The following is a 24950-nucleotide window of genomic DNA, read 5'->3' on the forward strand; positions in this document are numbered from 1 at the left end:
CCGCCGGCGCCCCGCGACCCGGTCGTACAGGTAGCGGCCGTGGCAGAGGCGTTGGGGCGAGGCCTCGAACAGGAGCAGTGCGCCGCCTTCCTGCCGGCCGTCCGAAGGCCGCGGTGAGAGCCAGGGTTTGGTCTGCAACTTGGTTAGGACGTCGCAGAGTTCGGGCTCGCTGGTAGGCAGCGCCTTCGGGGGCCTTCTTATCGCCTGGGTGAGGGCCGAGGCGTGGTGCGGGCTCGGCCGAGATGGCAGAAGGCGGGCGGCTCAGCAATCTCGGTTGAGATCGGCCCGGCAATCGGAGACATTACGTCGTTAGGTCGGAGGTGTGACGAAGACCCGAGTCGACTTCTACTGGGGCCACGCCTGCTCCTCCGCCCGGATCACCGCACAGTGACTGAACAGGAGCCATCCGTGGCCAACACTTGGCAGGCCAGCCCCGACGCTCGTGTCGAGGACCGAAGCAGGCAGGACCATCCGGATCACCCCGTGGCCTTCGGCGACGCGGCGATACGCCAGGCCCGCAACTCCGCCGCGTTCTGGGCCGCACTCGGAAACTCCCGCGACCACGAGGTGATCCGCCGACGCAGCTTCCTCGCCGTGGTCGGCGGCCAGCGCGCCGGGACACGCATCCTGCTGCAGGAACCCGACCCCGACGCGCACGAGCTCGCCGAGCTGACCGAGTTGGTCGGCCGATCGACCGGGCCGGTGGATGCTGAGGATCCGTTCAGTTCCACCGACCTGAGTCCCCTCGGCATGCGCAACTGGCAGATGCCGATCATGGTGCGTCCCCCTGGCCCTGTCCCCGCCCCCGCGATAGAGGTGATCCGAGTTGAGCGGACGCAGGAGCTCCAGGCTGCCGAGCGGATCTTGATCGAGGGCTTCGAGCTGACCAGATTCAGCCCCTACAGCCCCGGAGAGATGTTCCCCGCGACACTGATCGAGCAGCCAGGCGTAGACGTCTTTCTCGCGGTCCTCGACGGTGAGGCGGTCGGAGCCGGTGTCACCGTCGTGCATGACGGGTTCGGCAGCCACTACTGGGTCGGCACCGCCTCGGCGCACCGCTCCCGTGGTGCCGGGCGGGCCGTCATGCTCGGCTCGCTCGCGCCCCTGGCGAACCTGCCGGTGACACTCACCGCCTCACGGCTCGGACGGCCGCTGTACGAGTCGCTGGGCTTCACCGCCGTTACCCCGTCGACCTGGTGGTCCTCACAGTGACCACCACCGAGGCGTGACTTACGCCCCTGGTCGGCCCTGGCACCCCTCGCTGATCTCAAGTGGTGCGCAGGGCCGGCTGGACAGTCACCTGGACCCGTAAAGCCCTCGCGGGCATCGAAGCCGTCGAAGCCCGACCGGGAGACGGCCCCGGCTACGCCCTGGCGTGCTCCCACCCTTCGACCAGTTGGTCCCGACCGCTCGGCACCGGGCCGAGCGGCACCATAGTGTCGGGTAACAGGGATGCGTTGCGGTACCTCCACCCCCTCAGAACCATGCGTGCGTCTCTCGACGTACACGGCTCAAGAGGCCGTAAGGAGCCGTACCACTGCTCCCTTTTTCTCCTTCCAGAACATGCGGGCCATGGCTAGAACTTCACTATCAGCCTCATATCCTCTAAAGGGACTGATTCCAGGAAAACTTGGGAAGTTTGTGGCCAAGTATGTGAGTGAGTAGCAGTTCTCAAGGGGGATTCATGCCGGACGAGCAGGCGAGCTCCGCGGTGCGCGAGGGGAGCCCGGACTCTGCAGTCGACAGGGTGGCCGACTTCTACGGTGCCTACATCGACGCCGTCTTCGACGGAACCGATGACCTGGGCTCGGAGCTTCGCGCCCACTACCTCACGGAGGACCTCCGTCAACGGCTGGCCGCCTGGGAGGAGGCCAACCACGCCGATGGGGTGCTGCGCGCCCAGGACGTGCCCACCCACTGGGAGGTCCGCTATCACGACTCCGGGGCTGGGCACCTGTTCACCACGGTCACACTCACCTGGGGCACCGGCCCGGACGCTGGGCACACCCGGCTGGCCGTGCAGAGCGACCTGAGCACCAAACTCATCTCGGACATCGAGGAGGGATGACTCGGGTCCCCGCGCGAGCGCGATACAGCTGGGGGAGCAGGGCAGGCCGCGCGCCCACCAGCCTGGCGACAGAACGAACTGGGGGCCAACGGACCCGCAGCTCTAGAGCGATGCTGCGGGCTCCAGGGGCCTCCAGTCCACCCAGTCGTTCGGCGCGGTCAGGCCGAGACGACCGACGGGGCTTCGGCGGACATCCCGCGCAGATGGGTAATGCTCTGGTTCAGGGCTGCTTCCAGGCGTTCCAGGCTCCCCGTCGTCATGAAGATCATCACTCCGCCTTGGATGCTGGCAAGGAGGGCCGCCGCCTCGCGGTCGGCGTCCAGTTCGGGAGTGACCTCGCCGATGTCCTGCATGCGGCGGATGCCGGCTGCGAGCTGATCCTGCCAGTGCCGCAGGAGTTCGCGGGCCACGGCCAGCGGCAGTTCTTCCTTCCCGCCGGGGAAGTAGTGGAACAACTGGCTCTTGCTGGTCGCCGTACGGTCCATGACGTCCTCGAGGCGCAGGGAGAACAGGCGCGGTCTCGTCCGTGATGCCGTCAGGCACCTTGACCAGCGAATCGGCCGGCATGGCGAGCAACTCGGCGTAGCTGACCGGATGATGATGAGGCTCTCCGGAAATGGCTCTGACCGCGATTCCGTGAATCACCGGCACTTGGCGTGACTAGCCAGCCAGCCGGCCGGCCCGCCCCTGCCGCTCGTCTTCGAGGGCCTGGGTTACGTCACGATCTCGCTGCCGGAACCGTCTGGTGCGCCGGGAGATCCGGGGCTGGTGAGGGCGAGTGCCGTGTCGAGAAGTGCGGAGGTCAGGGCGGGGAGTTGGCCGGGGGATTCGGACAGCAGGAACAGCCAGGCGAATACGGGGCCGACCAGCAGGGCGTTGAGGGTGGCCGGGTCGGGGCGGGTGGTGAGTTCGCCGCGTGCGGTCGCGCGGTCCAGGATCTCCGTGAGGGTCCGGCGCTGGGCTCCAAGGTATTTCTCTTCGAACCGGTCACGCAGTGCGGGGTCGGCGTGGATGTCGGCCAGCAGGCCCGGGATCGTTCCCTGCGGCGGAAGGGTCATGCTGTCCGCGATCTCGGCGAGCACGGCGGCCAGGTCGGCGCGGAGCGATCCGCGGTCGGGTGCCACGGCCAGGAACTGATCCGGCAGAAGAACGTCAAAGATCATTTCTTGCTTGGTGGCGTGACGCCGGTAGATCGCCGCCTTGCCCACGCCCGCTCGCGCGGCCACCTCGGCCATCGTGAGCCGCATGTATCCCACCTCGGTCAGCAGCTCTCGGACGGCGGAGGCGACGGCGTCATCGACGCGGCTGTCCCGAGGGCGACCCCCCTGGTTTCCGGCTTGCTTTCGCGCATGCATGGGTGCATCATACGAAACCAAGGGTATCGAAACCAACAGTTCCGGAACTAGTGGTTTCGCATTATGGGTGCAGCCGTCAGCCGGCTGCACCGATGGCGTGGTCTACAGCGCCGACCCCGTCCCGACCGTCGATGCGGTGATGGCCGGCGACACCACCGGTGGGGCCCGGCCCAACCGACAGGGCACAGCCGCTCGGAAGGAATGGCCGATGCGAATCCCGAAAGCCGCCCATGCCGAACAGCCCTGGCGGATCCACGAGTTCACTCACGACTTCCGGATCGAGGACGTGTGGTCCTTCCGCGCGCCAGACGCCGGGTCCGACGACTTCCCTGTGATGATCAAAGTGCTGAAGACGGCGTACGACAGCCGAAGGGAGCCCGCCGCGGTCCGGTTCCTGTTCGCGGTGCGCTGGAAGCTCGGGGCCCTGCTCGGCTGGGACACACCCCGGGCGGGTCTGGGCGAGCGGGTCGTCGCGCTGCGCGACCGCCTCCCCGGCGACCTCGCCCGGACCGCGAACGACGCCGCCCCCTGTACCGACCCGTTCTCCGACGTGTACCAGCTCGACAACGAAGCGGCTCGCGAACTGGCCAACAAAACCGTCCACATCATCATGCACCTGGGCTGGGTGGCGACCGACGGCGGCGGATACGAACTGCGCATGGCGGCGCTGGTCAAACCCAACGGACTGTTCGGACGGCTCTACATGGCCGCCATCGCACCGTTCCGGTACCTCATCGTCTACCCGGCGCTGACCCGCCGATGGGAACGAGCCTGGCTCGACCACAGCCGCCCGCGGTGGCGGGCGGAGACGCCGCACGAAGAGAAACCGCCGGCCCGGATCGACCCGCACCACGACCGAACGACAACCACGTGAAGCCGCACGGATCCACATCCGCAACAGCTGGGAGGATTCCGATGATCAAATGTGCCGGCTGGCTCCTTGTGTTCTTGGGAGCCGTGCACACGCTCCTCGCCCTGACGGCGGAGGGAGCGGCACGCCACGCCGGGGAGTGGTTCAGCGGGGCGCTGTGGGGCGAAGACTTCTCCGATATGAGCCCGGCCAACAGCGCGCTCTGGCTGTCGTTGGAGAGCTTCGGCCCGCCGCTCGTCGTGGTCGGCCTGATCGTCCTGTGGCTGGACCACCGCGGCATCACACCACCGCCGTTCATCGCGTGGACGCTTGGGATCTGGGGCGTGGTGGACGCCGTCATCCTCATCACCACGCCCTGGCCGCTCTTCCTGCTCGCGAACATCCTGCTGCTGGTCGGAGGCCGCCGCGCCGCCCGCCGCGGCAACCCCGCGCCGCCTCACGCCGACGCGAAGCGGATGCCGTAGGAACCGTGTGGCGGGTGTATGCGGTGGCCCTGTCCCGGCAGACGATCGTGAGGGCAGACTCTTGAAAGTGGCTGAGCGCGCGAAGTCGTGCCCGGCGTCGATGCCCTGTCGTCGCCGGGAGAACGCCAACGGCGTTGATCACGGTGCACCGTACACACGCACCCGGACGTCGAATTGCCACCATCCGGGATGTCAGGGCCTGCAGGCCGCGGAGCGGGGCGCACTCGATCCCCGGCACCTTGCTGTACTGGGCAGCGGCGGAGAGGGACGCACTGCGGTGGAGACGGTAGGCCACGGTGCCGATGGTAAGAGCTTCGGGGGCGAGTACCGTACGGGCGCGCGAGGAAGCAGGCAGCTGCGCGCGGTGACCTTCCGTCGCCCTCTTCCTCGCCCATCAGCAACGGCTGACCCAGGTGTTTGCGATGGGGGATGAGCCGAGCCGCGCCGATGTAACTCCGTCCCCGAGTCCGGTCACACCGTGCCGGGGTCCACTACCCGCGGGCGTCGGCCGTGATGCCGGGCACCGGCCGGGCAGGCTCCGGATCGAGCAGCGGGCCCCAGGCACATGAGCACCAGCAGCACCCGCTCGCCCAATGGCAGAGACCACGGCGGCCGATTCGCGGATCTGGAGGTCGGGCTGGAACAGCCTCAAGGCTCCGGAATGAAGGCGGGGTCGATGCCCATCATGGCCACTCCCTCGCGCACGGAGTGGTTGAAGTGCTTGATCGCCGCTACGAGATCCTCCCAGGCCACGGGTGACGTCCAGAAGTCGGGTGTGAAGGTGGAGCCGACCCGCCAGCCCTCATCGGAGCTCACGATGCGGATCGTGCCGGGATCCGCCTGCATCGAGTCGAGCGCGAAATCCTCATGGCCGGCAGCCGCGCTCCGGAGCCAGAGCGTCAGGTGGTACGCCAGCTCGGCCACGGGGAACGCCGTCTCGGACCACACCTCCCGCCCCTGCTCCCGGATGGATAGCTCCGCGTCGATGTCGAGGAGCAGCACGTCCAGGGGCGCCTCCTGCGGGGCGATACCGCGCCGCAGCATGTCTGACAACCCAAAGTTCCGACAGGTGAGCTGCACCGCCCGGCCTCCGTGAGATCCGAGGCCCGCTGAGTGGTCAGGCCACCCCTAATATGGAAAATCGTACCAACAGAGGGCGCCTCGGCGTGGACCTGGATGGCTATTCGGCGCATGATCCGTCCTGGTCGAGAACGAGGTGCCCGTGGAGGTGACCGGGTGCACTGCTTCAAATGACCTGGCAGGGAGCCTGGACAGGCGTGCGGAGCGCGGCGGGGGCGCGCACTGTCTTTTTCTGCTTCCTGGTTCGCGGTAGTTGTACCACCTTGGGCGCCTTGGCGCCGTCTGGAACCGTTGTGCCCATGACCATCAGACGCATTCCGGCGACGCGCCTCGGTCGCCTGGCCCTGACCGCGGGGGCTGCCCTCGCGCTCTTCACAGCACTGCCCATGAGCAGCGCCTACGCCACCGCCGGCACGTTCTTCTACCACTCGTCAGTGGGGGACTTCCAGATCACCGAACCGCCCCTCGGCGTGTGCCAGCCCCTCCACGATGGCGCGACCAACGCCTCGAACCAGACCAACGCCACTGCCACGCTCTACTTCGACGGTAACTGCGGGAACTCCTGGGGCAGCCTGCAGCCCGGCCAGTTCACCGACTTCTTCGGCGACCTCCCCCACAGTGTGAGATTCGGTTCGTAGCCACCTCCCCGCGACGGCGGAAGCCGCTCACCCCCACTGAGCCAGGAGGTCGGTGGAGGGGGCAGAACCGGCCGCCGGTAGACCGAAGGAGTTGGTCTGGACCCGACGCGGCAGTTGCGAGTGTCACCGAGCCTTCGCGCCGTACTGCAGGCAGCCTCAGCTGACAGGGGGGGTGCCAGGAGAAGGAGCTGGCGTCCCGGCGCTCTGCTGTCAGCGCATGTCACCGTAGGCCACCGGCCTGGTAGACGCCCGCCGACGAGGATGCCCGGAGCAAGCCGAAGCGCTACCCCCGCGCCTGTAACCAATTCACCTACTCGCGCCTCCACATGTTCCGGGCGGGCGAGAAGGTGGTGGTCCGGCCCGTCCCTGGGCGTGGGGCATCCCGTACGGCGCCGGCCGCCGCCCAGGCCGTCCCCGTCCCGTGGTCGTCCTGACCGGGATTGCCGGCTTGCCGGATCAGCTAGGGCGCTTGGCCGAGGTGGCCGGGGGAACGGGCACCAGCAGGCTGCCCAGGAGGTGGGGCGGGGGATACCTGTGCTCTCGCTGGTCGGCGCCCACGACTCCCGAGCGAAGGGGCGACCACCCTGGGCGCATCCGGGGTGGGCTTGGTCGTTGTCCGGGTTAGGCGACGACGCAGTCGACTCGAGCTCTGCGGCAATGGGTCCGGGCTGTCGGGTCAGACTGAACTCAGCGACTTTCGAGGGGACGTAGCTGCGGGCAGTGACCGGGGCATGGGGGACCCGGCCAATGGGCGCGGGAGGGACTTCACGAGGGTGTGCGGGTCGCAATCGTAGAAATGGACCAGCGAGGTCAGCTCTTCGGACGGGGCGTCGAGGGGCGGGACTACCGGCACGCGGTGGCGGTCGGCGCACCAGCGGCCGCCCGGCCAATGAGCCATCAGATCACCGATTAACGGTCAGGGATTCCGGTTCGTAAGGGGTGTTCTGCCAGCCGCTCTCCTCCGTGTGGACCTGCAGGCCGCCCCTGCCCTGCCGGCGGCGTGCTGGTGGGCAGGGTTGACCGTGGAGTTGACGGTGACGGCCCACTCCACCTGGCCCATCGCGTCGTCGCGGACCTGCACATGCTCCAACAGCCTTGCCCACGTGCCATCCGCCTCCCAGCGGGCGAACCGCTCCTAGACCGTCTGCCATGGCCCATACGGCTCGGGCAGGTCACGCCACGGAGCCTCGGTTCGCAACCGCCACAGCACACCGTTGACCACCTGCCGGTGATCACGCCACGGCGGAACGCGCCCATCCACTTGCGGCAACAAGGGCTCTATCCGCTCCCACGCTGCGTCCGTCAACCCACCTCGACCTGCCACAAGATCAATTACCGGAGAACCAGGTCAGGACACCGCACTCGACTGACTTCATTGGCAACGGACAACGACGCCGGGCGGCCTGGCCCCGCGTCAGAGCGGTGTTCCCATACCGCACGTGCGGTCACCCGGTACGGAGCGGCTCAGCGCTGCTTGGGACTACCGCGCATCGGTAGTCCCCGGAGCCGGTCCCCGCCCCGCCTCCCGTCCCCTTCCGCCGCGTTGGGGGCGTCCTGCTTGCTTTGCGGGTTCACCCCAGTCTAATCTCGTCATCATGACGATAACCGCTCAGTGGCCCCCGCTCCCTGCGGGCATTGACTCCAGGGGCCTCGATCCGCCGCCGCGCGCACGGCCGTGACGTCGAGCACGAGCCCGGAGCCATACCGGCGCGCGCATCAGCCGCCCGGCGGCCGCCTGCCGCCGGACCACCAGCAGAGATCGACACAAGGCGGTCCCCATTTCAACGCTGCGGCACCCCAGCGCCTGATCCCTGATGCGCGATCCCTGCTCTCCGATCCACCGCTCGTGCACTTCAAACCCTCGAAGACTCCGGCGCTCGTGGCGCCGCGTGCCGACGCGAAGAAGCGCGTCGATCGAAGTGCGGACTCGGATGGCGCACCCCCTCTCCTCCCGGAGAAATCCACCCGCTAGGAGCGCTTCGTGCGCCACGCCAGCCCCCTCCGCCCCCCCTCCGCCACGCTGCACCCTGTTCTCCTCCACGGCCACGGTGGCATCGACAATGACCTCAAGACGAAAAAGTGAGCATGTTCGCAATTCCGGTTAATCCCTTCGACCTCTCCGAAGAAACGCTGAGCCGAATATCCGCCGATGGCTCATGGGCCCCGACCGAGTCGAAGATCCCACACGTCGATGCCAGGGTGATTCGCCATTTCCTCACTCCGGCTGAAGTGGAGGTCTTCGCGGCCGAACTCGCTGCCCAGCGCTTTGTGCCGGTGGGTCTGGACGGCATCGCCGCCAACTACGCAGAGGGAGATCCGGTCGGCTCTCTCCGCGCCACGGCTGACTCTAAAGTCTTGGCGGCAGAGTTCTACCGCAGGCTGCGGCCGTTTCTGTCGCGTGAAGTAGGGCCGGGCGATCCGACGGATTCAGACGGACGGCACTGGAAGCCGGCGGCCGTCAATCCGCGTATGCGCTTCATCACGTACGAACACGGCGGATTGCTTGTCCCGCACTACGATTCGCCCTATTTCGCCCCCGATGGAACGCGAACTCACCTGACGGTCGTCGTCTACCTGTCGTATGAGGCAGTGGGTGGAGAGACACGATTCATCGCCGACAAGCAGAACGATCTTCCCTTTGCGCAACGCGACTTCTCGGACTGGCCCCGGCTCGCAGAGCCTGAGGAAATAGTGAGCGCCCACCGCCCCGAACCGGGCGATGCCCTCCTCTTCTGGCACCGGACGCTTCACGACTCGGCCCCGATTCTTGAGGGGACGAAAACAATCCTCAGAACCGACGTGCTCTACGAGCCCATAGATGCGCCTTGAGCAACAGCAAGGCAACCGTCGCACAGGTGATCATTTGCAGACACCGCCTAGGACCGGCAAGACATGGTCGTGGCCGGTCGTGGTGTGGTTTGGACGCAGGCTCACAGACCAGGTCTCCACCAGGCCGGGCGATGGGGCCGAGCGCGGCGGGAGGCACAAGGATCCCGATTTTCGCCGCTTACGACTTGGGCAGGACAAGCTCTACGGTCACATCAAGCCGACGAAGAACCGCACGAAGTTCCTGGAGACCTGTCGCTACCTGCGCAGCCTCTATCCGCCGTCGATCCGCGTCTCGATCGTGCTCGCCAACTTCTCCCCGTACCTGCCCTCGAGGAATGACGGCCGGGGCGGCGACTGGGCCGTAGCGAACAATGTCGAGTTCGCCTAAACGCCGACCAACCGCTTCTGGCTGAACCGCAGTGAGGCTCAGTTCACTGCCTTGCGCTACTTCACCCTGGATGGCACCGGCATGCCGGCCACAAGGAGCCAACGGGCAGCATGATCCGCCGATACATCGTCTGGCGGAACAACCGCGCGGCCGGCGAGCACCTACGCAAGGTTCGTGGCCGTGGCTAACGTTGTCTGGCGTTCACGAGTCAGCAGACGGCCAACGGCCCATCACCTCGCGGCGAGGTGGTAGGGCTGTTGGCCGTCGGACATGTCAGGAGTGGGTCCTCTCCTCAAGGCGGCTGCCTTGCGGCAGGGTGACGCTCAGGATGTCGCCCGGGGTGACCAGTTCGATGCGGTGCCAGCGCCCGCGCGGCACGATGACTGCCTTTCCGGCATCCAGTTCGACCTCCTCCTGCTCCCCGCCCGGCTGCACGGATCGCAAGCAGAGGCGGATCCGGCCCGTGAGGCAGGAGACGACCTCGTCCGCGTGGGGATGGATCTCCCAGTGGTCAGCGTGGACGTCGGCGTCGGTGGCGACATGGAACGCCATGACCTGCCAGCCGTCCCTCTCGGGGTCGAAGGTCGGCTGTTCGGCCCGCACCCGGCCATCGGGCCGAAGATGCAGGAAGGACTCGAAGAGGTCGATCGTGGCGGTGGTCATGTCGGAATCTCCTTCTCTCCGTGAAAGCTCATCCCTGGCTACGGCCATCTCTTCAGGCCAGGGCACGGCGCAGGACTGCGCCGAGTTCGTCGATCTGCCGCTGGGACACCTCGGCGGATACCGCGGCCTGTGACCCGTGGAAGGTGCCGGCCCACTGGTGCAGGTCGACGGGTACGCCCGCCTGCAGCATCCGTAGCGCGTAGATGATGGCCTCGTCGCGGTTCGGGTCGAACTGCGCGGTGGCGATGTGGGCGGCCGGCAGGCCGGACAGGTCGGTGGCCCGTGCCGGGGCGGCGTACGGCGAGACGGACGCCGGGTCCGCATGCGGGCCCAGGTAGTGCCGCCAGGATGCGGCGGCCTTCTCGCGTGTCATGAATGGAGTCGCGGTGAAGTGCTGTGCCGACCACGTCTGTTGGCGGTCGTCGAGTGCGGGTTGGTTGAGGAGTTGGAAGCGGATGGGCGGTCCCTGCCGGTCGCGTGCCTGGAGTGCGGCGGCGGCAGCGAGGGTCGCGCCGGCGCCGTGGCCGCCGACGGCGATCCGCGCGGGGTCGACGCCGAGTTCGCCGGCGTGCTCCGCCGTCCAGGTCAGTGCGGCGTAGGTGTCGTCCAGGGCGGCCGGGAAGGGGTGCTCGGGGGCCCGGCGGTAGCCGACGGAGATCACCGCGGCGCCGGAGCCGTGGGCGATTCGGACGGCCCAGGGGTGCTCGGTGTCCAGGTCGCCCATGACGAAACCGCCGCCGTGCAGCCAGAGGATCGCGCCGTGGGCCTTGCGCGGGCGGTAGATCCGCACCGGCACCCGCGGGTCGGCGTCCACCGTGCGTTCTTCGATCTCCAAGCCGGTGGTGTCGGGTATGGGGGCGGTGGCGGCCAACCGGGCTAGGCCGTTGCGCGCGGCGACGGGATCGCTCAGGTCGGCCCGAGGGAACGCTGGGACGGCGGCTTCCAGCTCGGGATCCAGGCCGGTCAGCGGCGCACTCGCCAGTGCATCGAGATCGTCGGGCAGTCGGGTATGGCAGTTGATCGGGTGGTTCATGGCGACCCTCCCTGAGAAGCTGAACCACGATGTGAACGTTGTTCACGGTGAACGTTGTTCACGCTAGGAGTAGGGTGAAACCCTGTCAAGAAGTGGGCGGACACCCAGCACAAGTGGCCGTCCGGAGAAGAAGGGATCAGCGCATGCTGCTGCGCCTGGCCAACGTCGTGTCCGGGGCCCTCGACCTCCTCGATGCCGAGGGACTCGACGGCCTGACCATGCGCAAGCTCGGCGTCGCGCTGGACGTCCAAGCCGGCGCGCTGTACCGCCACGTCCCCAACAAGGAGGCGCTGCTGGACGCGATGGCCGACCAGCTTCTGGAGGGGGTCGGTGCGCCGCTGCCGTCCGATCTCCCCTGGCCCGATCAGCTGGAGCTTCTGGGTGAGCGGTTGCACACAGCGCTGCTGAGCCGCCGCGACGGCGCCCGGGTGGTCTCCGGCACCTTCGCCCCCGGACCGCACACGATGGCTGCGAGCCGGCGTGCGGCGCAGGTGCTGACCGATGCCGGGTTCCCGCCGGATCGCGCCTGGGAGATCACCTTCGCCGTGTTCTACTTCGTCCTCGGCCACACCATCGAGGAACAGGCCCAGTCCCGCATGCCGGCCGTCGACAACTGGACTGCACGCCTGACGGCCGCCGGGCTGGACGCCCACGACCCGCTCGCAACGGGACTGAAGACACTGGCCGCCGCCGACCCCGGCGAGCGGTTTTCCTACGGCCTGCGTGTCTTCCTCGCAGGCGTCCAGCAGTACGCACCCGAGGGCGGACGCAGCGGGCCCGAATGAGGCGGAGAGCAGTTGCGAACATCCGCAGGAGGACGGTTACAGCTGTGTCTTCACGCTGCCTTGCCCCCGAATGGGGGCCGCTCGGTCACGCGGTAGGTGAGGTATGGCTGCCCCGATCGCTTGGCGCTATGAGCCAGCCGTAGTGGACCCGTACTGCGACTGGCTCATGCTTGCTGGACGGCTGAAGAGGATGTGGCTTTGTGTCAGGCAGTGAGTGCCTTGTAGACGGCTTGGAGAAGTGTGCGGCTGCGTGGGTCGGCGAGGCCGTGGTGGCTCATCCGGTTCATGACGTAGGCGAAGGTCATGCCTGTATCGAGATCGTTGACGACGAGTGATCCGCCTCGTCCGCCCCAGTAGCACGTATGGCGATTCGTCGTGTGGACCGGCGCGTCCTCGGCCGTGAGGGCATAGCCCATGCCGAAACGCAGGGGGATGCCGAGCACGAGATCGACGTCATGGGACTGTTCGTCGAATACCGTGCGGCGGATAGCCTCCGAAAGAAGGCCAGCCGAGGCCCTCCGGCCTGCGGAGGTGAGGAGGGATTGGACGGCGACGGATCGTGCGTTTCCGTAGCCGGCTGCGGCGGGGATTTCGGCGCGGCGCCACTGAGCACTCCAGGTGTCCTGGGTGGTGACGTAGGCGCCGACCGGGATGGTCACCCGCGGGTTGGGCTCGGGTGCGGGGCCGTCGGCGGGGATGGCGTCGGAGACGCGATGATCGTGTTCGGCTGCGAGTCCGATGTGGAAGTCGGCTCCCACGGGGCCGGCGATCTGGGGTGAAGAAGGCGCCGATCGACTGCCCGCAGATGCGGCGTATGACCTCGCCGATCAGGAAGCCGTGGGTGAAGCGGTGGTAGCCGGACCTGGTGCCGGGTGCCCAGCGGGGCGTTTGACGGGCCAGCAGCGTGGTGGCTTTCTCCCAGTCGCACAGGTCGTCGAGCGTCATGGGCTGGTCCCAGTCGGGGAGGCCGGCGGTGTGGCCGAGCAGATGCCGGATCTCGACGTCTTCTTTTCCTGCGCTGCCGAACTCGGGCCAGTACGTGGCGACCGTTGCGGCGAGGTCGAGTTCGCCGCGATCGGCGAGCATGAGGGCGCACAGCGCGGTCATTGTTTTGGTGGTGGACCAAACGTTGGTGATGGTGTCGCGCTGCCACGGCCGGGTACGGGCCTGATCGGCGTACCCTCCCCACAGGTCGACGACGAGCTCGCCGTCGAGGAAGACCGCCAGCGACGCGCCGACTTCTTCGCTGCGCAGGGAGTCGGTGAATGCCTCCCGTACCCCGCTGAACCGTTCGTTACAACTGCCGTGAATCTCCATACCGGGCAAGCTCTCCGATCTCGTGGAGGACTGGCTTCAGAGGGTTCCACGAGGTCGGACCGGCTCAGTGACTGGGGGATCCTGCAGGCTTGTTCGGGCTGTTCTGCAGCTCGCGTTCGGCTGATGTGAACTGGGGATCGGTCCACTCACGTGGCGAGCCGAGAGGGCAGAGGAGAGCTGCAAGCAGCGTGCTGGGGTGGAAGCTGAGGAGCCGAGTGGGCCTGAAGAGCCGGAATGCCGGTCAGGGAACCCCGCGACGATCGACCTCACACCCGCGTCCTACGTGGATTAGGGCGGTGACGGTAGCGAGGGCGGCCGGGGCGGTGACTGTGATAAGGGAGGAATCCGGCGAGGCAGTGTGGCGAGTGGCACCGCCCGGAGGCCGGGGATGCCACTCGACGTCACGGCGCGAGGCAGCGGGTGACAGGAACTTCCCCGGGCAACCCCGGCGCGCTCGGGTCGATGACAGACGTGACCTCTCCCGCAGCGCAGGAGACGAGAGTCACTGGGTCGGCCACAGCACTTGCCGGTGTGGCGGCGAAGCCGAAGAACGCGAGGGCACCGAGAAGGACAACGAACAGACGGCGCATGAACACCCCTAGTGTTAAGCACAGTTGCGTTGACACTGACTCTCCCCTCCAGCGGACAACCGCAAGCTCTTTGTCACCCGCACGAGTGGTCACCGCGCGAATCACCGCCGCGCGGCCTCCAGCTGCTCCTCGTTCGCGTCCGGACTCCACAGCTTGGTGACATCGCCGCGAACGATCTGGTCGGCGAAGTCGACCGCCTGCCCGTCCACCAATAGTCCAGGAGCGGCCGTGTACTTGCCGATCAACGGCCGCATTCGCGCCGGGCGCTCGTACATCTCAGCGCCCCCGAGCCGAGCCGCTGCGTCACCTCCGCCCACACGGCCACGGACGCCGATTCACCCAAGCCGGGCCACCGACCACGCCTCCACGCCATCGACGACGGCAGAGAAGAGACTGTCACCGTCGCCGCGCTCCTCATCCAGCCGCGATCACGAAGCCGCAGGCAAGAGAGCAGCAATTTCCCCCAGCACTCGGGCCGCTGGTGCCGGGTCGACCAGCCACTTCAGGTGGCTACTGGTGAGCGTACGGACGTCGTAGGGGTTCTCCGGCGTCAGCGCGTCACCCTCGCGGATCATCCGGTCCTGCATGGCGAGCGGCACACTGGTGTCTTCGGTCAGCCGGACGTACGACTTGGGGATCCGACCCCAGCTGTCGGCCTGTGCCCGGACTTCGGGCGTGCCCACGTCGAGGTTCTCGTCGGGCTGGAAGGTGTTGAGGACAGCCATGAACTCCTCGTCCGTCCCGTCAGCGAGGAAAGCCGCCTTGAAGGCCGCGAGGACGCCGGGGTCGGCGGTGCGAAAGTTGGCCCGCAGCAGCCCGAGCTCGGCAGGGTTCCCGACCATCGCCGATGCCAGCCCTGTGGCGTCGACCGTGGCCATCTCGGGCTCGGCGTAGTAGGCGCTGACGTCGAGGTCGACGGGGCACCAGGCGGAGACGTAAACGATGCGGTCGATCAGGTCGGGACGCTGGTTGGCCGCGACGGTGGCCGTCATGCCGCCGCGGCTGTGGGAGACGAGGATGACGGGCCCGTTCCGCTTGGCCCGCTCCAGTATCCCGATGAGGTGCGCGGCGTTGTCGGCGAGTGTGACACCCTTGATGGCCCCGGGCGCGGTGGCGAGCCCGTCTAGGTCCTGCGGCGCCTGGTAGGCGTGCGGGTACGTCGCGGCGAACCCGTGCCCCGGAAGGTCGACGGCGACGGAGCGGTGTCCGAGGAGGCCGAGTTCGGCTTGGAGCGGTGCGAAGGAGAAGGAGCTCGCGAAAGCTCCGTGAACCAGTACGAACGTGGGTTGCATTGATCTGCTCACTTCCTGTCCTCTGCGGCGTCGGTGGCACGGTGCGTCGCCCGTTCCGATGCCGCGAACCACCTCGCGGCCGAGGACCGAGTCGTCGTCCTGCGGCACACCGCCCCCGCCGCAGAGAACGTCTTCGTGCATGGCAAGTGCCGGCGGTCAAGTGCGGGGTCAACAGGGCAGCCTACGGATGGCTGCCCAGCTATTCGGTGGTTCACAGTACTCAGTGAAAGATCACCGCACTACTCGGACGAACTCTTCCCTCGCTGTGCCCGCCATTGCCGGCACGCTGGTGGTCTTCGCGGCACTTCAGGTCGCGGTCCCCACGCTGCTCCGCCGGCGCTATCAGGCGCCGACACCCATCTTGGTGCCGCTCACCGCCGACCTGATCGGCCGCCTGGCGAAGATCGGCTCGTGCGGCGACTCCGGCGGCCTCCACATTCCCGGACCCTGGGTCATCGACACCAGCCCGAACCTCCTCTCCGCGGGCGAGGAGGTCGGCTGCGCCGTCTCGCGCCTGGTCGCGGCGGGAAGGTGCCAGCCGGGTGACTCACAATCCGGCGATGTCAGAGAGTTGCCGCCGGCCGCCCGAACCAGCGCGCGAGGGTCTCCCGCAACTCCTCCGCGGCCGTGTCTGCAGGTGTGGAGGGCGCTCCGATCCACGCTGCGTGTCCGTCCGGACGGACGAGGATCGCGTGGGCGCGCTCCAGGGCGTGCGGGTGGGTACGGGCGGTGGTGACCCGGTCCGCCCATGGGCTGGCGACGGAGGAGAGGGCGTGCGAGCCGGCCGCGCCGTTGAGCAGCAGTACGCCGCCGGGCATGCGGGCCAGCAGGGCCGTAAGACTGTCCTCGCCGTCCTGTCCTATCGGGATGTCCGGCACCATGCGTCCCGTCCATGGGTGTCCGGGGTCTCCGGAGGCGGAGTAACGGGTGCTGACACCTGTGATTGCTTCGGCCAACGGCCCGGCCGTGTCCCCGGACTCGGCCAGCTCGGAGAGCAGATCGCGGACGGGTGTCAGGTGGTCGTCGTCCCCGTTCGCCTGGGCGAGCACCGCCTGCGCGCGGGTGTTGCGGAGCAGACGCCTGCCGGCCGCGTGGCGCTCGTCGTGGTAGGTGTCGAGCAGTGTGTCCGGCGCCTGCCCGCGCGCCACCAGGGCGAGCTTCCAGCCCACGTTGACGGCGTCGTCGATTGCTGCGTTGACGCCGATGGCACCGGCCGGGGGGTGGATGTGTGCGGCGTCCCCGGCGAGCAGCACCCGGCCCGCCCGGAACCGTTCGGCGAGCCGCGCCGCGTCCCCGAACCGGGTCAGCCACAGGGCCTCGGCGATCTCGGCCCGGTGTCCCAACGCGGCATCGATCGCGCGCTGGAAGGATCCGAGCGTCACCGGTTCGTGCGGATCTGCGGGCGGTTCCGGGTCGGCGGTGACGAGACGGACGTAGCCGGGACGCGGGATCGCGAACACCGAGCGGCCACCGGGCCCGGTATTGGGGCCGAACGGGACGACCGACGGGTCGGCGAGTACCACGTCCCCGAGCAGGGTGAAATTCCGTGCGGGCGTGCCGGGGAAGCCGATCCCGGCCGCCTTCCGCACTGTGCTGCGGCCCCCGTCGCAGCCGACCAGCCATCGGCAGCGCACGATGGACGGTCCGTCCGCGCCGTCCACCTCGACCGTCACGGCGTCACCGTCCTGCCGCAACCCGGTGAGACGCCGGCCGAGGGCTATTCGCGCACCCGACCCTACGGCCCACTCGGCGAGCAACTCCTCCACGCGCGTCTGGGGGATACCCAGGGCGTAGGGGTGTTCCGTGCGCATGGCGACGAGGTTGAGGCGGGAGGGGCCGACGAACGTTGTCGCAGGGACGGTCGGTCCCTCGGAGAGGAAGCGGGTGGCAAGGCCCCGGCGGTCGAGCAGCTCCAGGCTCCGGGCGTTGAGGTTGAACCCGCGGCAGAAGCCCGGTGGATCGGGATCCCGCTCCAGCACCAGCGCCCGCACGCCCGCGCGCGCCAACTCTCCGCCGAGCGTCAGCCCGGCGGGCCCGGCACCGGCGATCAGGACGTCGACGACTTCGTCCTGGGATGCGTTGTCACTCATCGTCGGTCCCCTCCGGCCACGTCAGCGTCCCGCGCTCGATCTCGTCGGCGGTGCGCTCGACCCAGGCCAGCTCGGCACGTGCCATGGCGGCGGCGTACTCGGCCTCGATGACGAACAGGCGCGGCGCCTTGTGCTCCTCGCGGGCCGCGCGATAGCCCGCGGCATCCTCCGCGATCCGCTCCCGCAGCGCGGCGGCCCGCTCGCGCAGCGCCTCCGCCGCACGGACGCGGCCCAGCGCGCCGAGGTACCCGACGGCGGAGAGGAACCGCGGGTATTCGGGCGAGGGCTCTCGGATCAGCTCGTCGAGCCAGTCGGTGAAGCCGTCCCGCCCAGCGCGAGTGTGGCGGTAGACGGTACGGGCCGGACGGTTGCCGACCTGCTCGGTGCCGTCCGCCTCGATCCACCCGTCCCGGGCGAGCGCGCGGACGGTGTCGTAGAGCGATCCGGTCGTCAGCTTGAACGCGCGGTCCATGCCGCGCTCGCGGAGGGTGCCGGCCATGGCATGGGGGTGCATCGGCTGTTCCAGCAGCAGCCCGAGTACGGCGAGGGCGAGGGCGTTGGCGGGGCGTTTCGGGGACTTCTGGACGGCAGGGGATGGACGGGCGGGCATGGAGCTCCAGGGCGTCGTCTGCTTAGTGAAATGCTTGGTATCAATTACTTGGATCCGAGCATATGGGTGGGAGGTGCCGGGTGCAAGGGTTGTAAGCCTTGGGAGCAGATGCAGCGACGGCGGCTGGAAACATTTGCCTGGACGCGGAGCGCGCTGAGTTGGCCACGTTCTCCGCGGCGGATGTGCGACCCGGCTCGTCCACCTGCAGTCCGCGCACGGTGCCCGGCAGGCCATGACGGCCCCTTTGAAGCCGGCACCAGCCCAACCGCGGGCGGGACGAGACCGAGCCTGGTTGTCCGGGCCATGAGAATGGCGGCATGAGGACCGAAGAGGACACCCCAGTAGTCGAACGCGTTCTGGCCATCGAGGGCCGTGCCGTCAAGACTGCTCTGGCGACCATCGGTCAAGGGCTTCCCCCGTGCTCCGCGAGCGAGCAGGTCCTCTTCCTGTCTTACAACTATGCGGACGTGCCAGTGGGGAGAAGGTTCGACTGCTGCTTCCGACGCTCCGATGAGAGCGATGTCGTGTGGGTGGCGACGACTGTCGTGGCGGTCACCCAGCAGTTCGGGATCGGGTGGGATGTGATCCCTCACGGTTGGAAGACGCTGGCTGTGTTGAGATTCGAGCCAGAGATTCCCCCCTTGATTCGTGACCTTGCAACTGCCGGTTTCCCGGCTGCCCAGTTCGCCTCATGCTTGGGTCTGGGGTGCTTCGAGACGGCGCAGATCAGCTATCGCCTCTTGGGCGCTGCACTGCGGTGGCGGGCTCCTCGCCTGCTCGGTCGGCGGGTGACCGCATCGTCCCGCCGGTGCAGAAGACGCAGCCCTCCCAGTACGGCTGGGCGTCCAGAACCCGGTGGCGGACGCACGAGGCGGTGACGGCCATGTCCGGGCCCGGGAAGACCTCCTTGTCGACAGGGTGCGGTGGCGGGGTGAAGGCTTCGACCGCCACTCGGTACTGCTGCAGGTATCCGGGTACGTACGGCGGCTCATAGCTCAGTTCGTCCCAGCGGTGCCGGTCCAGCGCGAGGTCGATCACCTGCAGTACGAAGTCCTTGGCCCGTGCCCGCTCGGCCGGGGTGGCGCCCCAGTCGATGTCCTCCAGGTCGAATCCGACGACCCCGCGCCCCATGACGGTCTGGTCCTGCAGGGCCAGGAGCGCGGCGAACCGGAAGTCCCACGGCCGGCGGGCGAGGTCCGAGACGGCCAGCCACAGCACGTCGAGGAAGGCAGCCGTCCCGCCGTTGGACAGGTACAGGTCGTTACTCGTGCCGCCACTGCCGAAGACGTTGCCCATCGCGACAGCCTATGGAACTCCGGTGACGGTCGTGATCCGCCCCCGGACAAGGTTGCTCCTCAAGGATTTGGGCTACCCCGAGGGGCCAGGGGCAGCCTCAGGGAACGTGAATCGTCAGGAATGTGCAGGCGAGCCGTGCTGGTGAGGTGCGAGGAGGAGCGTGTCACCCATTCGGAGCGCATCGGTCCGGTTTCGTACCCGGTCGCCGAAAGCTTCGTTTGGAGATACGTCTCTACGGTAGGGCCGCGCGCTAGGGCACTGTGCCTTCCAGCTGCTGCCCACATCCCAACGGAAGGGCTTAATGAAGCTCGCCTCCTTCGGACGGTCGATCACCGCGCTCACTCTGACCGCTCACTCAGCTCGTCCTCCACGGGTATGACGCCACCTTCGACGGCAACCACCATTACTCCCCAGCCAGCGCGCACAACTCGGTCGGGATTCCCTAGCGGTCAGCGCGCGCACTCCTCCTGACGGCCGACTCGGCACCTGCTCGGGATGCAGCAATCTCCCGAGCGGGTGTTGTGCCTCGTGGGCTCCTCAAAGAGCCCAGAGAAGCCATACCCGCGGCGGCACCGCGCACCTCGTCGGCGGTCGTGCGCTCGATGGTGTGAGACCGGAAGACCGAGCCGGAGCCGGGAGTCGGACAGGCCGTGGTGGTGGGCGGCGTGCTCGATCCGGGCTGCTCGCACCGCTCGGGAAGGGCTCCGATTCGCTGCACACATGGTGACCGCATCTCATTGCCCTCACGCCGTGCCCTTCGCGGGCCGAGACCGGTTAGTCACGGGGGCTTCTTTACTCGGGTGCATCTGATGGGGGGGATAGCGCCGTGTCTGACATCGTCTTGATGTGCGATCCGCGCGTTGCGGCGATACCGGTCCGCGAGTGCGGCGAAAAGTTGGTGGACGTGCGCTACAGCCGCTTGCTGGTCGACGACAGTCGGCAAGATCCGGAGGGAGTGTTCGCGCACGTCCGGGAGGGAGTGCTCGACCGGCTCCTACGGGCGCAGGCGGCGCTTCCTGACGGCGTGCGGTTGCTGCTCGCGGAGGGCTACCGGCCGCCGGCACTCCAGGAGCAGTACTTCACGCAGTACGCCGGGGAACTGCAGGCAGCGAATCCGCAGTGGACGAGCGACCAGGTGCGCCGGGCGGCCAGCCGCTTCGTCGCTCCGCCGGAGATCGCACCGCATACTGCCGGGGCCGCCGTGGACATCACCCTGGCCGACGCGAACGGCCACGAGCTCGACCTGGGCACAAGCACGAACGCCACGCCCGAGGAGAGCGACGGTGCCTGCTATATGAACGCGAAGAACATCAGCGCCAAGGCGCGCTACCACCGGCGCATCCTCGCCTCGGTGCTCGCCGGAGCCGGACTCGTGAATTACCCCACGGAGTGGTGGCACTGGAGTCTCGGCGACCGCTACTGGGCGCTGATGTCCCACTCGCCCACAGCACAGTACGGGCCGGCAGCGCCTCCACCGCAGCTGTGACGGGTACAGACACCGTGACGGGTACAGACATCGAGCCCTCACCCCGGCCTTCGAGTCCACCCCGAAGCGCCAGTGCCGCGATGGAGAGGACGACACGTTGACCTCGCACCCGAAGCTTCCCCGGGCCGAATGGCTCGCGGGCCGCGCGCGCATCCTCGAGTGCGCTGCATCCTTCGTACACGACGCCGAGCACCGGATCATGCTGCTGCACACCTCCTGGGGCGACGCCTGGCAGTGGCCCGGTGGCGGTCACGACGAGGGCGAGGACCTGTGGCAAACCGCCGTGCGCGAGACGTACGAGGAGACGGGCCTGGCCATGCCGGAGGTGCCGGAACTGCTGGCCGTCGACTGGGGTCTGCACCCCGAAGGTGTCCCCGAGGTGTTCACCCTGTTCAAGGGACCGCTCGTCGACGCGAGCACCGTCGAGGTGAAGCTGTCGGACGAACACGACGCCTGGAGCATGCGCACCGCCGAAGAGTGGGCGCCGCTGGTGCCGTCCGAGCAAGCCCGCGTCCTCGCGATCGCGACCGAGGTCCTGCGCGGCGGACGGTGCCCGTACCTGCGAGAGGCCAGCCACCTGGCCAACACCCGTCGGCCCCGTACTGGCCGACCGAGGAGTCCGGGGGCCGTCTCGCCAAGCTGATCACGCTCGGTCGGTATTCGGCCCGAGCCCCGAGCCCCGAGCATCCGAGCGTCAGGAGGACAGCCATGCAAGAACCAACGGGCACAGCAGCTCTGATCATGAATTCGCGCGGGGAGTACCTGCTGCATCTGCGCGACAACATCCCCGGCATCTGCGATCCGGGCACGTGGTCGCTGCTCGGCGGCGGCCGGGAGGGCGAGGAGACGGCCGAGGCGGCGATCGCTCGGGAACTCAAGGAGGAGGCGGGCCTCGTCCTGCCTGAGCTGAAGAGGTACATGACCGTGTCGGCCCACGTGCCGGCCGACGAGAGCGATCAGATCACGGTCTTCCTGGGGCACTGGGACGGCGAGGCGGAGACCCTGCCCCTCACGGAGGGGGTCATGCTGCGCTGGTTCCCCGCTGACGTGATCCCCCGGCTCGTGATGTGTCCATGGGCGAATGCTGTCATCGAGCGGCACCAAATCGACACGGGAAGCGACACCACGTGATCGCGTAAGCGTGCCGGCAAGGCACCGAAGACGGGTGTTCAGGCGTCGGTTCACCAGTCTTCGGTGCACCCGCCGCAGACGGATCAGGGCTTCTCGCTTCCGAGTGACACACCGATCCCTGGCTGCGCGACCGCCTGAGACCCTCCCGAGGTGCCGACGTCAGTTGATGCGGTCTTCCACGACCGCCAGGTGCCTCGGCTCGGTTTCGCCGGCCGTTACGGCTTCGCCAGAAGGGCGATTCGCGTCTGTTGGAGCTGTGGCTGCCGGTTGGTGTGCGGAACGTGTGGTTGATGTCGCGGGGGTGCGATAGCTCCCGCCGGGAGCAGCAGCACATCGACGAACCCACCAACTGGGAGGCCGATGTCGACGAAGAGCCCAGTTGCGCCCGGATTTGGCACCGCGGCTACTGTCCCGGAAAGCCTCTGCCCCAACCGCAGGTCTCTTCGGGCCCGGACCCACTCTTCGGTGCTGACCATGCGTCCATCCTCGCAAGGTCGTCGCCGCTAATGCGACCTGATGTCGCACGCCAACGGTTGGCCGTTCGGGGGTTCGGCGGCTGTGAAGGGGCCTTCGCCGACGAATCGTCGCAGCCAGATGGCGAAGGCCCGGGCGTCGGCCTGTGACCAGGAGGCGAGGGAGTCTTCGATGCGAGCGGCCAGGCGTTGCCGGGTGGTGTCCACTACGTCGCGCCCTTCTCCGGTGAACGCGAGCAGGGTTGCGCGGCGGTCGGTGGGGTCGGGGTCGCGCCGCAGCAGGCCAGCGTGCTCCAGCCGGTCGGCGCGGCGTGTGACGGTGGTGCGGCTTTAGCGTGCGCCGAGCACGCTTTTTCGTATGAGAAGCGTGCTCCACGCACGCATTTGTTGGTTCGTCCCGCATGCCTGAGGAGTCCCATGACCCGCACCGGGCCCCACCCTGTAGTCCCCAGCCACAATCATTTCGTGTCAGTCCCGGTCCGCGTAACAGTCCGGTCGCCGTGCTTGCGGGATCACGCTCTGCCGGAGCGGTGGACCAGCAAAGCGATCTGCACGCGGTTGTTCAGGCCGAGCTTGGCCAGGATGTGTGAGACGTGGGATTTGACCGTGGGGAGACTCATGTAGAGGTCGGACGCGATCTGGGCGTTGGTCCTGCCTTGGCCGATGGCGACTGCGACGTCCAGCTCACGCTCTTCGAGGAGGCCGAGCAGGCGCTGCGCTTCACCGTCCTGAACCGGTGCCGGGTGCGGTTGTCGGTGTCGGCTTCGGCGCCGAGGCGGGCGCGGGGGAGGCCGCTTCGGACGAGCCGGCGGTGACCGTGCTGATCAGTTGGTGCAGGGCTTCGGGTGACATGACCGGCTCGCCGGCCGCGGCCCGCCGTACCGCGTCGATGATCCGGTCGGGGTGGGTGTGCTTGAGGAGGAAGCCCGCGGCCCCGGCCTGGAGGGCGCGCAGGACGTAGCCGTCGGTGGTGATGGTGGTCAGCACCACGACCTCCGGTGCTTCGGGGCGGGCCCGCAGCCGGCGGGTGGCGTCCAGGCCGTCGACGGTGGGCATCCGGATGTCCATGAGGACGAGGTCGGGGGAGTGCCGGTCCACCAGCGCCTCCACTTCGCTTCCGTCGGCGGCCTCGGCGACGACCTCGATGTCGCCGGCGGAGGCGAGCATCATGCGCAGACCCGCGCGGACGAGGGCGTCGTCGACGAGCAGGATTCGGATCATGCGGGCCATGGCAGCCGTGCCCGGACTCGGTGGGACTTTTCGTGACGGCCGTAGGTGAGGGCACCGCCGACCAGGGCTGTGCGCTCCTGCAGGCCGATGAGGCCGAGCTCGCTGCCGGGTACGCAGGGCTTGGTGCCTTCGGGCACGGGGTTGCTCACCTCCACGGTCAGCCCCGAACCCGGTGCCCCGTCCACCCTGACGGTCACGGGCTGTCCGGGTGCGTGCTTGCGGGCGTTGGTCAGGCATTCCTGCACGATCCGGTACGCGGTCCGCCCGGTGGCAGCGGGCGCCTTCTCCCCGTCGGTGACGGACTCGTCCAACTCGATCCGCATACCGGCCGTGCGTGACTCCTGGACCAGGTCGGGCAGGTCGGTCAGCACCGGCTGGGGTGGTTCCGAACGCGTGGTGTCGGTCAGCGGTGCGCGCAGGACGCCGAGAACTTCCTGGAGGTCCTCCATCGCCTGGTGAGCGCTGGAGCGGATGACCGCCGCTGCCTGTCCGACCTGTTCGGCGGGCGCACGGGGATTCACCTCCAGAGCTCCGGCGTGCTCGCTGAGCAGGGACAGGCGGTGCGCGAGGACGTCGTGCATTTCGCGTGCGAGCGATTCCCGTTCGCGTTGGCGTACGTGGTCGGCGCGCAAGGCCGCCTCCATTCTGGCGTGCTCGGCGTTCTCCCGCGATACGCGTACGAAAAGGCCCCAGCCAACGGCTGCGCCCACCAGCACCCCCACCAGCACGATTCCCGTGGGTGCTGCCGGCGGGATATCCACGCCGACAAGGTGCGCGTGCGTCGCCAAGTACAGCACATAGGGCAGCAGCGCGACCGCCGTGACCACGGCGGTGGTCCGCCAGGGCCGCATGGCGGCAGCGGTGAACAGGGCGATGAGCGCCGAGGGAATCAGTGGCCAGATGGCCGACAGGAGCGCCAGTGCCACCGCGAGCGGAACCGGCCACCGGCGCCGCCACCGCAACAGCGCACTGCCCACCAGCGGCATCAGCAGATCCGTGCGGCCCTTGAACGCGGAGGAAGGACACGGTCCAGCGCCATGGCGACGACCCCGGTGAGCCGGGGATACAGCCATACGCCTTTCGTCCGCGCGTAGCCCACTGCCAGGGAGAGAACCGCAGCCCCGACCACCACCGTCGCATCGATGACGCGACCACGACGGGCGAGGTCGTTTTCTTTCCGGCTCACATCACCGAAGCATACGTCGCCACCCGCCCCGCATATCTCTTGGCGCCGCTGTGAACTCGTCGGCATGCCCATTCC

At 68.2% G+C, this 24950-nt stretch carries 22 protein-coding genes and 5 pseudogenes; 11 read left to right on the forward strand and 16 right to left on the reverse strand.

Features of this window, described 5'->3' with window-relative positions:
• The first annotated feature begins 408 nt into the window (after positions 1-408).
• Together ACFZCD_RS04030 and ACFZCD_RS04035 are read left to right on the forward strand one after the other, a co-directional pair.
• Entirely contained in the window at positions 409-1212 is an 804-nt protein-coding gene (locus ACFZCD_RS04030) for a GNAT family N-acetyltransferase (RefSeq protein ID WP_391827582.1), read from the forward strand.
• 472 nt (positions 1213-1684) lie between these two features.
• A complete protein-coding gene (locus ACFZCD_RS04035; protein WP_391827583.1) occupies positions 1685-2068 on the forward strand; it encodes a hypothetical protein in 384 nt (127 codons plus the stop codon).
• Between the two features lie 158 nt (positions 2069-2226).
• Here the strand turns inward: ACFZCD_RS04035 and ACFZCD_RS04040 are convergent, their stop codons facing one another.
• Together ACFZCD_RS04040 and ACFZCD_RS04045 are read right to left on the reverse strand one after the other, a co-directional pair.
• Complete coding sequence (locus ACFZCD_RS04040; protein ID WP_391827955.1) at positions 2227-2625, reverse strand: hypothetical protein; 399 nt, start codon at positions 2623-2625, stop codon at positions 2227-2229.
• Positions 2626-2781: 156 nt separating this feature from the next.
• Positions 2782-3423: a TetR/AcrR family transcriptional regulator gene (locus tag ACFZCD_RS04045; protein ID WP_391827584.1), complete on the reverse strand. Its 642-nt coding sequence runs from the start codon at positions 3421-3423 to the stop codon at positions 2782-2784.
• Between ACFZCD_RS04045 and ACFZCD_RS04050 the strand changes: the two genes are divergently transcribed.
• Both ACFZCD_RS04050 and ACFZCD_RS04055 read left to right on the forward strand, forming a co-directional pair.
• Complete coding sequence (locus ACFZCD_RS04050) at positions 3422-4297, forward strand: DUF2867 domain-containing protein (RefSeq protein WP_391827586.1); 876 nt, start codon at positions 3422-3424, stop codon at positions 4295-4297. The two genes, ACFZCD_RS04045 and ACFZCD_RS04050, sit on opposite strands and share 2 nt — an antisense overlap.
• A 41-nt stretch (positions 4298-4338) precedes the next feature.
• Entirely contained in the window at positions 4339-4758 is a 420-nt protein-coding gene (locus ACFZCD_RS04055; RefSeq protein ID WP_391827588.1) for a DUF6463 family protein, read from the forward strand.
• Between the two features lie 648 nt (positions 4759-5406).
• Here ACFZCD_RS04055 and ACFZCD_RS04060 read toward each other — a convergent pair.
• Positions 5407-5802, reverse strand: a complete 396-nt coding sequence (locus ACFZCD_RS04060; protein WP_391827590.1) for a hypothetical protein — start codon at positions 5800-5802, stop codon at positions 5407-5409.
• A 335-nt stretch (positions 5803-6137) separates the two neighbouring features.
• Between ACFZCD_RS04060 and ACFZCD_RS04065 the strand changes: the two genes are divergently transcribed.
• Complete coding sequence (locus tag ACFZCD_RS04065) at positions 6138-6476, forward strand: hypothetical protein (RefSeq protein ID WP_391827592.1); 339 nt, start codon at positions 6138-6140, stop codon at positions 6474-6476.
• 943 nt (positions 6477-7419) lie between these two features.
• On the opposite strand, the pseudogene ACFZCD_RS04070 reads toward ACFZCD_RS04065, so the two are convergent.
• A pseudogene (locus tag ACFZCD_RS04070) lies at positions 7420-7800 on the reverse strand (IS5 family transposase); the annotation flags it as partial.
• A 761-nt stretch (positions 7801-8561) separates the two neighbouring features.
• Between ACFZCD_RS04070 and ACFZCD_RS04075 the strand changes: the two are divergent.
• Positions 8562-9305, forward strand: a complete 744-nt coding sequence (locus ACFZCD_RS04075; RefSeq protein WP_391827594.1) for a 2OG-Fe(II) oxygenase — start codon at positions 8562-8564, stop codon at positions 9303-9305.
• Positions 9306-9489: 184 nt separating this feature from the next.
• Positions 9490-9881 (forward strand): annotated as a pseudogene (locus ACFZCD_RS04080) (IS630 family transposase); the annotation flags it as partial.
• Between the two features lie 85 nt (positions 9882-9966).
• Here the strand turns inward: ACFZCD_RS04080 and ACFZCD_RS04085 are convergent.
• Positions 9967-10356 carry a cupin domain-containing protein gene (locus ACFZCD_RS04085; RefSeq protein WP_391827596.1) on the reverse strand — a complete coding sequence of 130 codons (390 nt, stop codon included), beginning with the start codon at positions 10354-10356 and terminating at the stop codon, positions 9967-9969.
• 52 nt (positions 10357-10408) lie between these two features.
• A complete protein-coding gene (locus tag ACFZCD_RS04090) occupies positions 10409-11314 on the reverse strand; it encodes an alpha/beta hydrolase (RefSeq protein WP_391827957.1) in 906 nt (301 codons plus the stop codon).
• Between the two features lie 218 nt (positions 11315-11532).
• On the opposite strand from ACFZCD_RS04090, the gene ACFZCD_RS04095 reads away from it, so the two are divergent.
• Complete coding sequence (locus ACFZCD_RS04095) at positions 11533-12174, forward strand: TetR/AcrR family transcriptional regulator C-terminal domain-containing protein (RefSeq protein ID WP_391827598.1); 642 nt, start codon at positions 11533-11535, stop codon at positions 12172-12174.
• Between the two features lie 203 nt (positions 12175-12377).
• Here ACFZCD_RS04095 and ACFZCD_RS04100 read toward each other — a convergent pair whose 3' ends face one another.
• The 7 genes and pseudogenes from ACFZCD_RS04100 to ACFZCD_RS04130 form a co-directional block, all read right to left on the reverse strand.
• On the reverse strand, positions 12378-12932 hold the full coding sequence (locus ACFZCD_RS04100; protein WP_391827600.1) for a serine hydrolase: 555 nt from the start codon (positions 12930-12932) through the stop codon (positions 12378-12380).
• A gap of 76 nt (positions 12933-13008) precedes the next feature.
• Positions 13009-13491 (reverse strand): annotated as a pseudogene (locus ACFZCD_RS04105) (serine hydrolase domain-containing protein); the annotation flags it as partial.
• Positions 13492-14182: 691 nt separating this feature from the next.
• Positions 14183-14326, reverse strand: a complete 144-nt coding sequence (locus tag ACFZCD_RS04110) for a hypothetical protein (RefSeq protein WP_391827602.1) — start codon at positions 14324-14326, stop codon at positions 14183-14185.
• A 183-nt stretch (positions 14327-14509) separates the two neighbouring features.
• Complete coding sequence (locus ACFZCD_RS04115) at positions 14510-15373, reverse strand: alpha/beta fold hydrolase (RefSeq protein WP_391827604.1); 864 nt, start codon at positions 15371-15373, stop codon at positions 14510-14512.
• 563 nt (positions 15374-15936) lie between these two features.
• Positions 15937-17463: an FAD-dependent monooxygenase gene (locus ACFZCD_RS04120; protein WP_391827606.1), complete on the reverse strand. Its 1527-nt coding sequence runs from the start codon at positions 17461-17463 to the stop codon at positions 15937-15939.
• Positions 17456-18073: a PadR family transcriptional regulator gene (locus tag ACFZCD_RS04125; RefSeq protein WP_391827608.1), complete on the reverse strand. Its 618-nt coding sequence runs from the start codon at positions 18071-18073 to the stop codon at positions 17456-17458. Before ACFZCD_RS04125 ends, ACFZCD_RS04120 begins: the two co-directional genes overlap by 8 nt.
• A gap of 726 nt (positions 18074-18799) precedes the next feature.
• Positions 18800-19369, reverse strand: coding sequence for a hypothetical protein (locus ACFZCD_RS04130; protein WP_391827610.1), 570 nt, complete (start codon positions 19367-19369; stop codon positions 18800-18802).
• An 826-nt stretch (positions 19370-20195) separates the two neighbouring features.
• Between ACFZCD_RS04130 and ACFZCD_RS04135 the strand changes: the two genes are divergently transcribed.
• The 3 genes from ACFZCD_RS04135 (at position 20196) to ACFZCD_RS04145 (ending at position 21986) form a co-directional block, all read left to right on the forward strand.
• Complete coding sequence (locus tag ACFZCD_RS04135) at positions 20196-20855, forward strand: M15 family metallopeptidase (RefSeq protein WP_391827612.1); 660 nt, start codon at positions 20196-20198, stop codon at positions 20853-20855.
• 97 nt (positions 20856-20952) lie between these two features.
• Positions 20953-21498: an NUDIX domain-containing protein gene (locus tag ACFZCD_RS04140; RefSeq protein WP_391827614.1), complete on the forward strand. Its 546-nt coding sequence runs from the start codon at positions 20953-20955 to the stop codon at positions 21496-21498.
• Positions 21499-21563: 65 nt separating this feature from the next.
• Positions 21564-21986 (forward strand): NUDIX domain-containing protein, encoded by a 423-nt coding sequence (locus tag ACFZCD_RS04145; protein ID WP_391827616.1) that lies wholly within the window; start codon positions 21564-21566, stop codon positions 21984-21986.
• Between the two features lie 503 nt (positions 21987-22489).
• Here ACFZCD_RS04145 and ACFZCD_RS04150 read toward each other — a convergent pair.
• From ACFZCD_RS04150 to ACFZCD_RS04160, 3 genes and pseudogenes are all read right to left on the reverse strand, one after another.
• Positions 22490-22777: pseudogene (locus tag ACFZCD_RS04150) on the reverse strand (MarR family winged helix-turn-helix transcriptional regulator); the annotation flags it as partial.
• Positions 22778-22971: 194 nt separating this feature from the next.
• Positions 22972-23680: pseudogene (locus tag ACFZCD_RS04155) on the reverse strand (response regulator).
• Complete coding sequence (locus ACFZCD_RS04160) at positions 23677-24675, reverse strand: histidine kinase (protein WP_391827618.1); 999 nt, start codon at positions 24673-24675, stop codon at positions 23677-23679. Before ACFZCD_RS04160 ends, ACFZCD_RS04155 begins: the two are co-directional and overlap by 4 nt.
• Positions 24676-24950: the final 275 nt, after the last annotated feature.

It is taken from the genome of Streptomyces sp. NPDC008001 (genome assembly GCF_042958085.1).
Classification (GTDB): Bacteria; Actinomycetota; Actinomycetes; order Streptomycetales; family Streptomycetaceae; genus Streptomyces.